This window comes from Kitasatospora sp. NPDC058190, assembly GCF_042883685.1.
Lineage (GTDB): Bacteria > Actinomycetota > Actinomycetes > Streptomycetales > Streptomycetaceae > Kitasatospora.
Genome location: NZ_JBHVVI010000186.1, coordinates 1 through 12,504 on the forward strand (window position 1 = coordinate 1; position 12,504 = coordinate 12,504).

Consider the following 12,504-nt stretch of genomic DNA (forward strand, 5'->3'; position numbering starts at 1 on the left):
CGGCCACCCCCGGAGCCGCCCCCGGCCACCCACCCTCCCGAAAGCCCCCCACCACACCAACACCCCCCACACCAACACCCCCCCATCCGGTACCGTCCAGGCTGGTCCGACAACGCCGACGGGGGGCGGGATGACGCATCACGACCACGAGGAACTCACCGCTCTCGTCCAGGCGGCACAGCAGGGCGACGCCCTCGCCCTCGACGAGCTCCTCTCCCTGCTGATGCCGTACGTCGGCCGGGTCTGCGCCCCGATCGCCCTCCAGGACGCCCCCGACGCCGCCCAGGAGGCGATGATCGCGATCGTCCGCGGCCTGCGCCAACTCAAGGCGCCCGCGGCCCTGTTCGGCTGGGCCCGGACGATCGCCGCCCGCGAGGCCGTCCGCTTCGCCACCCGCCGATCCCCTGAACCGACCGCTTCCACCGACCAACCCGACGATCACGACCCCGAGTTGGCCACCGACATCCAGGACGTCCTGGAACGCCTGCCACCCGCCCACCGCGCCATCCTGACACTCCGACACATCGAAGGCCTGGACGAGAAATCCGTCTCCGAGATCCTCGACCTCCCACTCGGAACGGTCCGTTCACGACTCTTCCGCGCCCGCCACGGCTTCCGCACCGCCTGGGGCGCCGAACACCACTGAGCCCGAAAAAGCCCGCCGACCCCGGGGATTGCAACGCCCTCCCGAGCCCTCTCCTCTCCTGAGACCCCCCAGGAGGGAGACCCCGATGACCACCCCCCACCCGCTACCCAACCTGCCCCACACGCCCCATCTGCCCCACCTGCCAGGCGTACGCCACCGCCACGTCGATGCCGACGGCGTCCGCCTCCACCTCGCCGAGGCCGGCGACGAAGGCGGCACCCCGCTGCTGCTCCTGCACGGCTTCCCCCAACACTGGTACGCCTGGCACCGTGTGATCCCGCTGCTCAGCGGCGAGTTCCGGCTGCTCTGCCTGGACCTGCCCGGCTTCGGCCGGTCCGAGGCGCCCCGCCACGGCTACACCACCGACGACCGCGCCCGCCTGACCCTCGCCGCCCTCGACCGGCTTGGAACGGACCGGGTGGGCCTGGTCGGCCACGACTGGGGTGCCTGGACGGGCTTCGAGCTGGCCCTGCGCGCGCCGGAGCGGTTCACCGGCTTCCTCGCGCTCAACATGACCCACCCCTGGCCGCGCCAACGCGCCCTGCTCGGCACCGCCTGGCGCTTCTGGTACACCGCCCTGCTGGAGTACCCGGGCGTCGGCCGCCGGGTGGTCCGCCACCGCCCCGGGCTGCTCGCCCATCTCCTGCGACGCGCCACCGCCGACGAACACCCCTGGCCCGCCGAAGAGTTGGCCGAGTACGTCGAGGCGGGCAGCACCTCCGAAGCGGCCCGCGCCGCCGAGCTCCTGCACTGGGGCTTCGTCGTCCGGGACATCCCGCGCCTGGCGTCCGGCCGGTTCAACAAGCGCCGGCTCACCGTCCCCACCGTGCTGCTCGGCGGCGAGCAGGACCCGGTGATCCGCCCGTCCCTGCTCTCCCCGGCCGGCGCCCCCGCCGACGACCTGCGCGCCGAAGTCCTGCCCGGCTGCGGGCACTTCCTCCCGCACGAGGCGCCCGAGGAGGTGGCCGACGCCGTGCGCAGGCTATTCCGTCCGTGACCGCTCGACGATCCGCCGCTCCAGCCGGTCCAGCAGCACCTTGCCCCGCCGCTCGGTGAGCCCGCCGAGGAGCTGCTGCACCGGCCCGGCACCCGGCACCCGCAAGCCGGCGAGCAGGGCGAAGCGGGTCCCGTCCCCGTCCGGCACGGCCGCCATCCCGCCCAGCAGCACCCGGCTCTGCATCAGGCACCAGCCACTGCGCAGCACGATCTCGAACCGCTCGCGGTGACCGACGACGCTCACCGCGAGCCCCTCCAGCCGTTCCCCCGCTTGTGCGGGCCCGACCTCGAAGGAGCGCAACCCGCTGATCAGACCGGGCAGTTCACCGGACAGGTCGCTCGCGACCCGCCACACCTGGTCGAAGCCCGCCGCGAGGCGCCGCTCGGCGTACAGCGGACGCCCGGCCCCGGCCGCCGCCATCACCCGCAGCCGCCGCACCGGGTCCAACTCGACCGTGGGCCACTCGTCCGCCATCGCCCCGCCTCTCCCGTCGCCCGACACCCCAGCAAGGTACCGGCCCGCGAACGCCGACGGGGCGGCGACCAACCGGTCACCGCCCCGTCGAAACCGATCAACCGGTCGATCAGACCGCCGGAGCCGGGAAGGTCGGGTACTCGACACCCGAGATGTACTGCACGACCCGCACGACCTGGCACGAGTAACCGAACTCGTTGTCGTACCACAGGTACAGGATCGCGTTGTCGCCCTCGACCTTGGTCGCGCCGGCGTCCACGATCGAGGCGTGGCGCGAGCCGATGAAGTCGGAGGAGACCGCGTCGGGCGAGTCGGTGAAGTCGATCTGGCGCTTCAGCGGCGAGGTCAGCGAGATCTCCCGCAGGTAGTCAAGGACCTCCTCGCGGTTGGTCTCACGCTTCAGCTGCAGGTTCAGGATCGCGATGGACACGTCCGGCACCGGCACGCGGATCGAGCTGCCGGTGATCTTCGCCTTGAGGTCCGGCAGGGCCTTGGCGACGGCCGAGGCGGCACCGGTCTCGGTGATCACCATGTTCAGCGGCGCCGAGCGGCCACGGCGGTCGGCCTTGTGGTAGTTGTCCAGCAGGTTCTGGTCGTTGGTGAACGAGTGGACGGTCTCCACGTGGCCGCGGACCACGCCGTACTCGTCCTCCATCGCCTTCAGCGGCGGGACGATGGCGTTGGTGGTGCAGGAGGCGCAGGAGATGATCTGCTCGTCCGGCTTGATCATGTCGTGGTTGACGCCGTGCACGATGTTCGGCACGTCGCCCTTGCCCGGGGCGGTCAGCACGACCTTGGCGATGCCGGGGCGCAGGTGCTTGGACAGGCCCTCGCGGTCACGCCACTTGCCGGTGTTGTCGATCAGGATCGCGTCCTTGATCCCGTACTCCGTGTAGTCGACCTCGCTCGGGTCGTTGGAGTAGATCACCGTGATCTCGTTGCCGTTGACGACGATCTTGTTGTTCGCCTCGTCGACGGTGATCGTGCCCTGGAACTGGCCGTGGATCGAGTCCCGGCGCAGCAGCGAGGCGCGCTTGACCAGGTCGTCGCCGCCGCCGTTGCGCACGACGATGGCCTTCAGGCGCAGGCCGTTGCCGGAGGCCTTCTCGATCAGCAGGCGGGCGACCAGGCGGCCGATGCGGCCGAACCCGTACAGCACGACGTCCTGCGCGGACCGGCGCTCCAGCTTGTTCTCACCGGTGGCACCGGCGACGGCCTGGGCGGTGAACTCCTCCACCGACAGGCCGCGGTCGTCCGCCCGGTAGGTCGAGGCGAGCATCCCGAGGTCGATCTGCGAGGGGCCCAGGTCCAGGGTGGTCAGCGCCTGCAGGAACGGCATGGTCTCGGTGACCGAGAGCTCCTCGCCCGCGATCTGCCGGGCGAAGCGGTGCGTCTTGAGGATGCTGACCACCGACTTGTTCACCAGGGACCGGCTGTGGAGCAGGACGGTGACGTCCTTCTCCCGGTGCAGCCGCCCGATGATCGGGATCATCGACTCCGCGATCTCCTCGCGGTTCTTCCAGTCCGTGAACACGTCGTCGTTGACAGTCACAAGTCCATCTTTCGAGCTGAGGGTGTTGCCCTCATGGTAGCTTCGCCCGCTCCCGCCCCAACGGCCGGTCCCTCCTCCGGCCACCTCACACTCCCCTCCCACCTGCGCTTTCCCCCACCGCCCCACCGCCAAAGGTGATCACCGCCACCCCCAGCTCCCCCGTGCCGCCGGGGAGTTGGCCGGACAAATCCCGCTCGCGGCGCCCGCCCCGACCGAGGATTTGCCGGGGGTGCGGTGAGGTGGGGTAATGGGAGGCGGCCGGTGTTCGAGTGTTCCGTGACAGACCCGGGAGCTTGCCATGAGCGGTGGGCCGGAACCGATCAGTGCCGAGGGGCTGCGTGCCGTGCGGGAGGAGCTGGCGCAGTTGCGGGCGGAGCGGGGGGAGGTGGCCGCGACGCTACGGGGCGAGGAGCCGGTGGGGGACCGGGCGGATGCGGCGGACGAGTTGCAGCGGGCGTCGGAGGTGACGCGGCTGGACCGGCGGATCGCCGAGCTGGAGGGGCGGCTACGGGAGGCCGAGCTGGCCGGGGCGCCGTCCACGGAGGTGATCGGGGTTGGCTCGACCGTCACCGTTCGGTTCGCGGACGGCGCGGAGGAGACCGTCGAGATCTCCGAGCTGGCGGAGGAGCGGGACTTGACCCTGGTGACCTACGACAGCCCGCTCGGCAAGGCACTGCTGGGCCGCCACACCGGGGACACGGTGAACTACGAGACGCCGGGCGGTGCGGCCAGTGCGGTCGTGCTGGCGGTGGGCGACGGGGGCCCGCAGGCCGGGTGAAACGCCGGCAGTCACCGGAATTCCCTGCGGGATTCCTCGGCGGAATTGCCCGGTCGACCGGCCCGGCAGGTTTTCCGCCCGCTCGATCGGCGCCGCTTATCGCACCACAGGAATCACCTCTTTGACGTGCGACGACACTGGGCGAAACACTGGACGGTAAGCCCGGCGGAAATGCTCGACATTTCACACCCTGCTCTGCATCGGATTCACCGAAGACGCAGGAATTCCTCCGGGAAATCCGCCGGGGGAACCGAGCAGAGGGAATAGACCGAGCACATGCCCCGCCCCCGCACTACCACCCGCTGGCTCCCTGCCGCAGCCGCCGTCGCCGTCGCCGCCTGGGGCGCGAACCAGTTCACCGCCCTCGCCACCGTGTACCGGGCGCGCACCGACTGGTCGGCGCTGTCGCTGGCCGCGATGTTCTCGGTCTACCTGGTCGGCCTGGTGCCCGGCCTGCTGCTCGGCGGTCCCGCCGCCGACCGGTACGGCCGGCGGCGGACGGTGCGCGCCGCGCTCGGCCTGTCCGCCGCCGCCAGCGCGCTGCTCGCCCTGACGGACGAGCCGACCGGCTACACCGCCCGGCTGGCCACCGGCTTCGCGGCCGGGCTGGTGTTCCTCGCCGGGACGACCTGGCTGCGGGAGCTCTCCGGACCCGGAACGACGCCCGAGGCGGCGGCCCGCCGCGCGATGTACGCCACCGGGGCCGGCTTCGCGGCGGGCGCGCTGGCCTCCGGCGTCATCGCCGAGTGGCTGCCCGGCCCGACGGTGCTGCCCTGCCTCGCCCACTCCGTGGCCTGCCTGCTGGTCCTGCGGGCCACCCGCCGCATCCCGGACACCGCCGCGGTCCACCGCCCGGTCCGGCCCGCGGACCACCACCGCGCGGCCGTGCGCCACCCCCGGTTCCGCTACGTCGTCCTGCCCGCCAGCCCGGCCGTCCTCGGCGCCGCCACCGTGGCGTACGTGGTCCTGCCGCCGCTGGTCGCCAGCCGGGTGCCCGGCTACGCGCCACTGTTCAGCGGCCTGGTCGCGGCGCTGACCCTCACCATGGGCGTGGTCGCCCAGCCCTTCGCGGCCCGGCTGGACGACGCGGGCAGTGCCCGGGCCACGCTCACCGCGATGGCCACCGTGATCGCCGGACTGCTGCTCGGCGCCCTCGCCGCCGCCCGCGACTCGGTGGGCCTGGTGGTGGCCGCCGCGTTCGTGCTCGGCACGGGGTACGGGCTGACGCTCGGCGCGGGGCTGCACGAGGTGGAACGGCTCACCCCGCGGAACACCGGGCCGACCTCCGCCTCGCTGTACCAGAGCACCACCTCCAGCGGCTTCCTCACCCCGCTGCTGCTCGCCGGGGCGGCCGGCCACGCCTCCTACCCGGCCCTGCTGGTCGGCATGGCCGCCGTGGGCGTGTTCTGCCTGGCCGTCACCGGCGCGCACAGCCGCCGCCACCTGCCAGAGCCGGAGGACCCGACGCACGCAGGGTCGGAAACGAGCGAGGATGCATCCGTACAGTCCGGACCGACACCACCGAGGAGCCGACGACGATGGGCCGAGTGACCGTACCGCGCAGGGTGCTGCGGCTGCGCCAGGGCGTGCCCTCGCACCGCCCCGACACCCTGGCCGCCGAGGAGCCGATGGAGATCCGGGTCGGCGGGCGCCCGCTGACGGTGACCATGCGCACCCCGGGCAGCGACTTCGACCTCGCGGCCGGTTTCCTGGTCAGCGAGGGCGTGCTGCACGCCGCCGACCACCTGACCGGGATCCGCTACTGCGCGGGGGCCACCGCCGACGGCGGCAACACCTACAACGTGGTGGACGTCGTGCTCGCCCAGGGCGTGCCCGCCCCGGACGCCTCGCTGGAGCGCAACTTCTACACCACCTCCTCCTGCGGCCTGTGCGGCAAGGCCAGCCTGGACGCGGTGCGCACCACCGCGCCGTGGAGCGTCGCCGAGGACGGGCTGCGCGTGACCCCCGCGCTGCTGTCGGCGCTGCCCGAGCGGCTGCGGGCCGCCCAGAAGGTCTTCGACAGCACCGGCGGCCTGCACGCGGCCGGCCTGTTCGACGCCGAGGGGCGGCTGCTCTGCCTGCGCGAGGACGTGGGCCGGCACAACGCGGTGGACAAGGTGGTCGGCCACGCACTGCGCGAGGGCCTGCTCCCGGCGCGCGGCACGGTGCTGATGGTCAGCGGCCGGGCCTCCTTCGAGCTGGTGCAGAAGGCCGTGATGGCGGGCGTCCCGATGCTCGCCGCCGTCTCCGCGCCCTCCTCGCTGGCGGTGGACCTGGCGGAGGAGAGCGGGCTGACCCTGGTCGGCTTCCTGCGCGGCGACTCGATGAACGTCTACACCCGCGCGGACCGCGTCGACACCGACCACCTCGACACCGACCGACTCGACCCCGACCGACTCGACCCGGCCCGCCTCGGCCCCGCGCACAGCGGTACCGCCCGCACCGACCCCGTCCCGGTGGCCGAGTAGATGCTCTTCCGCCAGCTCGAGTACCTGGTCGCCCTCGCCCGCGAGCGCCACTTCGCCCGCGCCGCCCAGGCCTGCCACGTCTCCCAGCCGGCCCTGTCCGAGGCCGTCCGCAAGCTGGAGGACGAGCTGAAGGTGCTGCTGGTGCGGCGCGGCCGGGCCTACGAGGGCCTCACCCCCGAGGGCGAACGGATCGTGCTGTGGGCGCAGCGCATCCTGGCCGACCGGGACGCCCTGCGGGACGAGGTGGACGCGCTGCGCACCGGGCTGAGCGGACGGCTGCGGATCGGCGCCGTGCCGACCGCCTCGGGCGCCGTCTCGCTGCTCACCGGGCCGCTCTGCGCCGCCCACCCGCTGGTGGCCGTGGAACTGTCCACCGACCTGCGCTCCGAGGAACTGCTGCGCCAGGTACGGAACTTCGAGATCGACGCGGGCATCACCTACCTGCCCGGGCCGGGCTCGGCGGACCTGCGCGCCCTGCCGCTGTACGAGGAGCGGTACGTCCTGCTGACCAGCCTGGCGGACGGGCTGGCCCGGCATCCGCGCGCCACCTGGGCGGAGGCCTCCCGGCTGCCGCTGTGCCTGCTGCACCCGGGCATGCAGGGCCGCCGGGTGCTGGACGAGGTGTTCGCGGGCCTCGGGCTGGAGCCGACGCCCCGGGTGGAGACCGACTCGGTGGCCTCGCTGTTCGCGCACGTGCGCACCGGCCACTGGGCCAGCGTGGTGCCGTACGCCTGGCTGCACGTGTTCGGCGTCCCGCCGGGAATGCAGGCCGTTCCGCTGGTGGAGCCGGTGCACAGCGCGCCGATCGGGTTGGTGATCGCCGCCCGGGAGCCGGGTTCGGTGATGGCCCGCGCCCTGCTGGAGGTGGCCCGGCGGACCGATGTCGCCGCCGTCCTGGGCAGCCTGCCCGGGGCGTAGCCGCTCGACGCGCGGGGTTCGACGGGCGGACGTAGCCTCGACCCCGGCGCCGGGTGTCCGACGCCCGTGCGCCCGTGCACCCGTGCGTCCATGCGACGGAAGGCCAGAACCGTGACCACCTCCGACGACGCCGCGACCGCCGCCCCGCAGGAGCCGGAGGACGTGGGCCCCTCCCCCGCCGGCCCGCCGCAGTTCGCGCCGTACCACCACCCGGCCGCCGGCTGGGGCGCGGCGAAGAGCGTCACCCGCTTCCTGCTGCGCGAGGGCGCGTACGTCGACGGGCCGCGGGCGGTCATGCGGATGAACCACGAGAACACCGGCTTCGACTGCCCCGGGTGCGCCTGGCCGGACGACACCAAGGGCCTGCACCTGGACATCTGCGAGAACGGCATCAAGCACGTCACCTGGGAGATGACCCGCAAGCGGGTCGGCCGGGAGTTCTTCGCGGCCCACTCGGTGACCGAGCTGTCCGGCTGGAGCGACTTCGCACTGGAGGACCAGGGCCGGCTCACCGAGCCGATGGTCTACGACCCGGACACCGACCACTACGTCCCGATCAGCTGGAAGGACGCCTTCGAGCTGGTCGGCAGCACCCTGCGCGGGCTGGACGACCCGAACCGGGCCGCCTTCTACACCTCCGGCCGGCTCGGCAACGAGACGACCTTCCTCTACCAGCTGATGGCCCGCGAGCTGGGCACCAACAACCTGCCCGACTGCTCCAACATGTGCCACGAGGCGAGCGGACGGGCGTTGCAGGCCTCTCTGGGCACCGGGAAGGGGACGGTCGACCTCAAGGACTGGGAGGTCACCGACGCCCTGTTCATCCTGGGTGTCAACGCGGCCTCCAACGCGCCCCGGATGCTCACCGCCCTCGCCGAGGCGTACAAGCGCGGCGCGCGGATCGTGCACGTCAACCCGCTGGTCGAGGCGGCGGCCACCCGCACGATCATCCCGCACGACTTCACCGACATGGCGCTGAACAAGTCCACCCGGACCAGCACCCTCAACCTCCAGCCGCGGATCGGCGGCGACATGGCGCTGCTGCGCGGCATGGCGAAGGCGATCCTGGAGCAGTCGGCGACCGACGACAAGGCGCTGGACCAGCTGTTCATCGACCGGCACACCAGCGGCTTCGAGGCCTACCGCGAGGTCTGCGCGTCGACGCCCTGGGAGGAGATCGAGCGCCAGAGCGGGCTGAGCCGGAAGGAGATCCTCAAGGCGGCGCGGATCTACCGCGAGGCGGACCGCTCGATCTTCAGCTGGTGCCTGGGCGTCAGCCAGCACGAGCACGGCGTGGACACCGCGCGGGAGATCGTCAATCTCCTTCTGCTGCGCGGCAATCTGGGCCGCGAGGGGGCCGGCCCCTCCCCCGTGCGCGGGCACAGCAACGTGCAGGGCAACCGCACCTGCGGGATCGACCACCGGCCCACCGACGAGCTCCTGGACCGGCTCGCCGAGGTGTGCCGGATCGAGCCGCCGCGCGCGCACGGCCTGGACACCGTCGGGACGGTCGAGGCGATGCGGCGCGGCGAGGTGAAGGTCTTCGTCGGCATGGGCGGCAACTTCGCGCAGGCCGCGCCGGACACGCCCTACACCCACGAGGCACTCGGCGGGTGCGAGTTGACCGTCCAGGTGAGCACCAAGCTGAACCGCAGCCACCTGGTGCACGGACGCCGGGCGCTGATCCTGCCGTGCCTGGGCCGGACCGAGAAGGACCACCAGCGCGGTGGGGAGCAGAGCACCTCCGTCGAGGACTCGATGAGCATGGTGCACCTGTCGCGCGGCATGAAGCGCCCGGCCTCGCCGCACCTGCTCTCCGAGCCCGCGATCGTGGCCGGGATGGCCCGCGCGGCGCTGCCGGACAGCCCCACCCCGTGGGAGTGGTACATCGAGGACTACGACCGGATCCGCGACACCATGGCCCAAGTGCTGGACGGCTTCGAGGACTTCAACCGCCGGGTGCGGCTGCCGCTGGGCTTCCGGATCAGGCAGCCGGCCCGCGAGCTGGTCTTCCTCACCCCCTCCGGCAAGGCCGAGTTCTCCACCGCCGCGCTGCCCGACGTCGTCCCCGAGCCGGGCACCCTGGCCCTGGGAACCATGCGCTCGCACGACCAGTGGAACACCACCATCTACTCGGACAACGACCGCTACCGGGGCGTGAAGAACCTGCGCACGCTGGTCTTCCTGAACAAGGACGACATGCGCGAGCGCGGCATCGACGAGTTCGACCCGGTGGACGTCACCAGCACGGCGAGGGACGGCAGCACCCGCTCGGTGCACGGCTACCTGGCCGTCCCGTACGACATCCCGCGCGGCTGCGCGGCCGGGTACATGCCGGAGCTGAACGTGCTGTGCGCGATCGGCGACTACAGCACCCAGAGCAACCAGCCGATCATGAAGCACCTGAAGGTGACGGTGGCGAAGAGTCAGTCCGAGGGCTGAGGCGTCCAGCGGTGCAGGCCCTTGCGGTCGTAGTAGCGGGTCATCGCGAAGCCGAAGGCCAGCGCGAGCACCAGGCCGACGGCGATCATGATCCAGCCGCGGGCCAGCCCGGCGTCTCCCCGGGCGTCGAAGTAGAGGATCGCCCGGATGCCCGCGCTCAGCTGGCGCATCGGCTCGAAGATGCCGAGGAAGCGGTAGAACCCGGGCACGGCCTGGAGCGGGACGGTCGCCCCGGAGGAGGGCAGGGCCAGCGCGATGAAGACGAACATGGACACCAGCTGCCCGATCCCGCCGAACGCGGCGTTGATCGCCTGCACCCCGAGGCCGACGGCCAGGCTCGCGCAGTAGCCGAACAGCCAGAGCATCGCCTGGTGCGGGGCGTCCATGCCGAGGATGCCGACCGTGCAGAGCAGCACCAGGGAGGTGGTGGGCAGCATGATCCCGGCCGTCATGACCATCTTGAGCAGCAGGGTCTGGGTGCGGTTGATCGGGACGGTCGGACGGCGGGTGTGCCAGGGGCCGATCTCGCTGTCGCTGTAGCCGAGCGCGCCGTCGACGCCGTTGTGGATGATGTTGCCGCCGATGAAGCCGGTCAGCACGGCCAGCAGGGCGTAGTAGAAGGCGCTCAGGCCGAGGCCGCTGTGGCCGCCGATCGGGTGGCCGACCCGGGTGGTGACGGCGATCGGGTCGGCGAGCAGCAACCGGGCGGTGGCGCCGGTGTCCGGGCCCCGGGCGTTCGAGGCCGGTAGGGCGGCCAGCAGCTGTTTGCCGGTCGTGACCGAGGCCTGGTGGGCGGCGGCCTGGACGATCTGCGCGGCCATCGAGGCACCGAGGCTGCCGAGGCCGGGGTTGGTGAGGACGGTCAGGGTGGGCCGTTCGGTGGCGCCGCCGGTGGCCAGCTTGGTGACGGTCGCGGTGAAGTCCTTCGGCACGAGCAGCGCGCCGTAGACCTTGCCGGAGGCGAGCAGGTCGCGGACGCCGGCGTCGTCGGTCTGCCGCCAGTCGACGGTGTCGTCGGGGGTTCCGGCCACCACCGCCCGGGTCAGCTCGGTTCCGAGGTTCGCCGGGTGGCCCGGTGGCGGCGCGCCCTGATCGGCGTTCACCAGGGCGATCGGCAGCCGGTGCAGGTTCCCGTTCGGGTTGACGATGCCGCCCATGTAGAGCAGTGAGAGCACCACGGCCAGCAGGCCGCACAGGACGCTCGGGAAGAGCCACAGCTTGGGGTGCCGGGCGAGTGCCAGCGCCCTCGCCTGCCGGGGAGCCCCCTGGGAGCCTGTGGTCGCCATGCCACCCCTCGGGTCGTGGGCACTGCCTGGTGCCGCTGCGGGTACGGCGGGAAGTCGTTCCGTGGCGGCCGGGTGGTCAAACCCGCGCCACCCGGGCGGGTGGCACACCTCCGCAAAGGTAAAGGTTCTACCAAGTGCGCAAGTATCACCCTCCGGCCGGTCTATGCTTCTGGAGGTTTGAAGAAGGCACCTCGTTCGGTGAGGCTTCTTCACGGACACAGGCCACTGATCCGACGACGTCGAGAGACGCCCAGGGTTAGGACAGATCTTCCCGACCTAAGGGTTGATCCGAAGTGGCTTCCGACCCAAGGGGGTTGGACACGCCGTGGAGTGCCAAAGCTCTGACGAGTTGGGGTGAACCGGCGGTCGCTTCGCGTGCCGGCGAACTCCTTGCCGCGTCGATGACACGCACCACGGGGTGCGTCGGCCGGGAGGAGGCGAGAGACATGGATTGCAGTAGTCCGGGCCACAGTAGCCCCTGCCCCCGCTTGCCCTCGCACACCTCCGGTACGCGGTAACAACCCTCCCTGCGCGTAGATCTGACGATGCGTCAGCGCTGACACCACGCACGCGGCTCCGCCGTGCCCGTACGTCCCCGTACGGCCGCACCGCCGCGCGCCGACGCGCCGTGCCCGCACGCAGGGGGAATTGCTGCTGCGCGCCCCCGACCACCCCACCTGCCAGGGGTTCACGGGAGGAACGTCATGACCACCAACGCCACACTCGACTCGAAGGTTCCGCCGCAGCGTTCAGCGGTGCTGGACGACGCCCACGTCGGCGACATCAAGGGTGCGCTCGGCACCATCCGGCTCGATGACGACGCACCGCGCCAGGGGCTCTCGGCAAGACTCAAGACCCTGCTCGCGATCGTCGGCCCCGGCCTGATCGTGATGGTCGGCGACAACGACGCGGGCGCCTTCTCCACCTACGGCCAGGCCGGGCA

10 protein-coding genes, 1 pseudogene and 1 riboswitch are annotated in these 12,504 nt (G+C 72.1%); of the genes and pseudogenes, 8 read left to right on the forward strand and 3 right to left on the reverse strand.

Annotation, left to right across the window (positions count from 1 at the left end):
* The first annotated feature begins 130 nt into the window (after window positions 1–130).
* The gene (locus ACFVWU_RS42185; RefSeq protein WP_387631430.1) at window positions 131–646 is read left to right on the forward strand and encodes a sigma-70 family RNA polymerase sigma factor; all 516 of its coding nucleotides are present in this window, start codon (window positions 131–133) and stop codon (window positions 644–646) included.
* 85 nt (window positions 647–731) lie between these two features.
* Window positions 732–1,643, forward strand: coding sequence for an alpha/beta fold hydrolase (locus ACFVWU_RS42190; RefSeq protein WP_387631433.1), 912 nt, complete (start codon window positions 732–734; stop codon window positions 1,641–1,643).
* Here the strand turns inward: ACFVWU_RS42190 and ACFVWU_RS42195 are convergent.
* Window positions 1,629–2,117: a hypothetical protein gene (locus ACFVWU_RS42195; RefSeq protein ID WP_387631435.1), complete on the reverse strand. Its 489-nt coding sequence runs from the start codon at window positions 2,115–2,117 to the stop codon at window positions 1,629–1,631. The two genes, ACFVWU_RS42190 and ACFVWU_RS42195, sit on opposite strands and share 15 nt — an antisense overlap.
* Before the next feature lie 109 nt (window positions 2,118–2,226).
* Complete coding sequence (locus ACFVWU_RS42200) at window positions 2,227–3,669, reverse strand: glyceraldehyde-3-phosphate dehydrogenase (RefSeq protein WP_387631437.1); 1,443 nt, start codon at window positions 3,667–3,669, stop codon at window positions 2,227–2,229.
* A gap of 298 nt (window positions 3,670–3,967) precedes the next feature.
* Here ACFVWU_RS42200 and ACFVWU_RS42205 point away from each other — a divergent pair, with 298 nt between their 5' ends.
* The 5 genes from ACFVWU_RS42205 to ACFVWU_RS42225 all read left to right on the forward strand — a co-directional run bounded on the left by ACFVWU_RS42205 (window position 3,968) and on the right by ACFVWU_RS42225 (window position 10,275).
* Entirely contained in the window at window positions 3,968–4,447 is a 480-nt protein-coding gene (locus ACFVWU_RS42205) for a GreA/GreB family elongation factor (RefSeq protein ID WP_387631439.1), read from the forward strand.
* 276 nt (window positions 4,448–4,723) lie between these two features.
* Window positions 4,724–5,998 carry an MFS transporter gene (locus ACFVWU_RS42210; RefSeq protein ID WP_387631441.1) on the forward strand — a complete coding sequence of 425 codons (1,275 nt, stop codon included), beginning with the start codon at window positions 4,724–4,726 and terminating at the stop codon, window positions 5,996–5,998.
* On the forward strand, window positions 5,986–6,915 hold the full coding sequence (fdhD, locus tag ACFVWU_RS42215) for a formate dehydrogenase accessory sulfurtransferase FdhD (protein WP_387631443.1): 930 nt from the start codon (window positions 5,986–5,988) through the stop codon (window positions 6,913–6,915). The genes ACFVWU_RS42210 and fdhD overlap by 13 nt, the downstream gene beginning before the upstream one ends.
* The gene (locus tag ACFVWU_RS42220; RefSeq protein WP_387631444.1) at window positions 6,916–7,833 is read left to right on the forward strand and encodes a LysR family transcriptional regulator; all 918 of its coding nucleotides are present in this window, start codon (window positions 6,916–6,918) and stop codon (window positions 7,831–7,833) included. It abuts the gene before it with no gap.
* Between the two features lie 90 nt (window positions 7,834–7,923).
* The gene (locus tag ACFVWU_RS42225; RefSeq protein ID WP_387631446.1) at window positions 7,924–10,275 is read left to right on the forward strand and encodes an FdhF/YdeP family oxidoreductase; all 2,352 of its coding nucleotides are present in this window, start codon (window positions 7,924–7,926) and stop codon (window positions 10,273–10,275) included.
* Here the strand turns inward: ACFVWU_RS42225 and ACFVWU_RS42230 are convergent.
* Window positions 10,260–11,561 (reverse strand): YhgE/Pip domain-containing protein, encoded by a 1,302-nt coding sequence (locus ACFVWU_RS42230; protein ID WP_387631448.1) that lies wholly within the window; start codon window positions 11,559–11,561, stop codon window positions 10,260–10,262. The genes ACFVWU_RS42225 and ACFVWU_RS42230 overlap by 16 nt on opposite strands.
* A 183-nt stretch (window positions 11,562–11,744) precedes the next feature.
* Window positions 11,745–11,922, forward strand: a riboswitch (M-box (ykoK) riboswitch).
* Window positions 11,923–12,265: 343 nt separating this feature from the next.
* Here ACFVWU_RS42230 and ACFVWU_RS42235 point away from each other — a divergent pair.
* A pseudogene (locus ACFVWU_RS42235) lies at window positions 12,266–12,504 on the forward strand (manganese transporter); the annotation flags it as partial.

Coding starts and splice junctions, on each gene's coding strand:
- ACFVWU_RS42220 (WP_387631444.1), top strand. CDS start 6,916: ATGCTCTTCCGCCAGCTCGAGTACCTGGTCGCCCTCGCCCGCGAGCGC.
- ACFVWU_RS42185 (WP_387631430.1), top strand. CDS start 131: ATGACGCATCACGACCACGAGGAACTCACCGCTCTCGTCCAGGCGGCA.
- ACFVWU_RS42225 (WP_387631446.1), top strand. CDS start 7,924: ATGCGACGGAAGGCCAGAACCGTGACCACCTCCGACGACGCCGCGACC.
- ACFVWU_RS42190 (WP_387631433.1), top strand. CDS start 732: ATGACCACCCCCCACCCGCTACCCAACCTGCCCCACACGCCCCATCTG.
- ACFVWU_RS42195 (WP_387631435.1), bottom strand. CDS start 2,117: ATGGCGGACGAGTGGCCCACGGTCGAGTTGGACCCGGTGCGGCGGCTG.
- fdhD (WP_387631443.1), top strand. CDS start 5,986: ATGGGCCGAGTGACCGTACCGCGCAGGGTGCTGCGGCTGCGCCAGGGC.
- ACFVWU_RS42230 (WP_387631448.1), bottom strand. CDS start 11,561: ATGGCGACCACAGGCTCCCAGGGGGCTCCCCGGCAGGCGAGGGCGCTG.
- ACFVWU_RS42205 (WP_387631439.1), top strand. CDS start 3,968: ATGAGCGGTGGGCCGGAACCGATCAGTGCCGAGGGGCTGCGTGCCGTG.
- ACFVWU_RS42210 (WP_387631441.1), top strand. CDS start 4,724: ATGCCCCGCCCCCGCACTACCACCCGCTGGCTCCCTGCCGCAGCCGCC.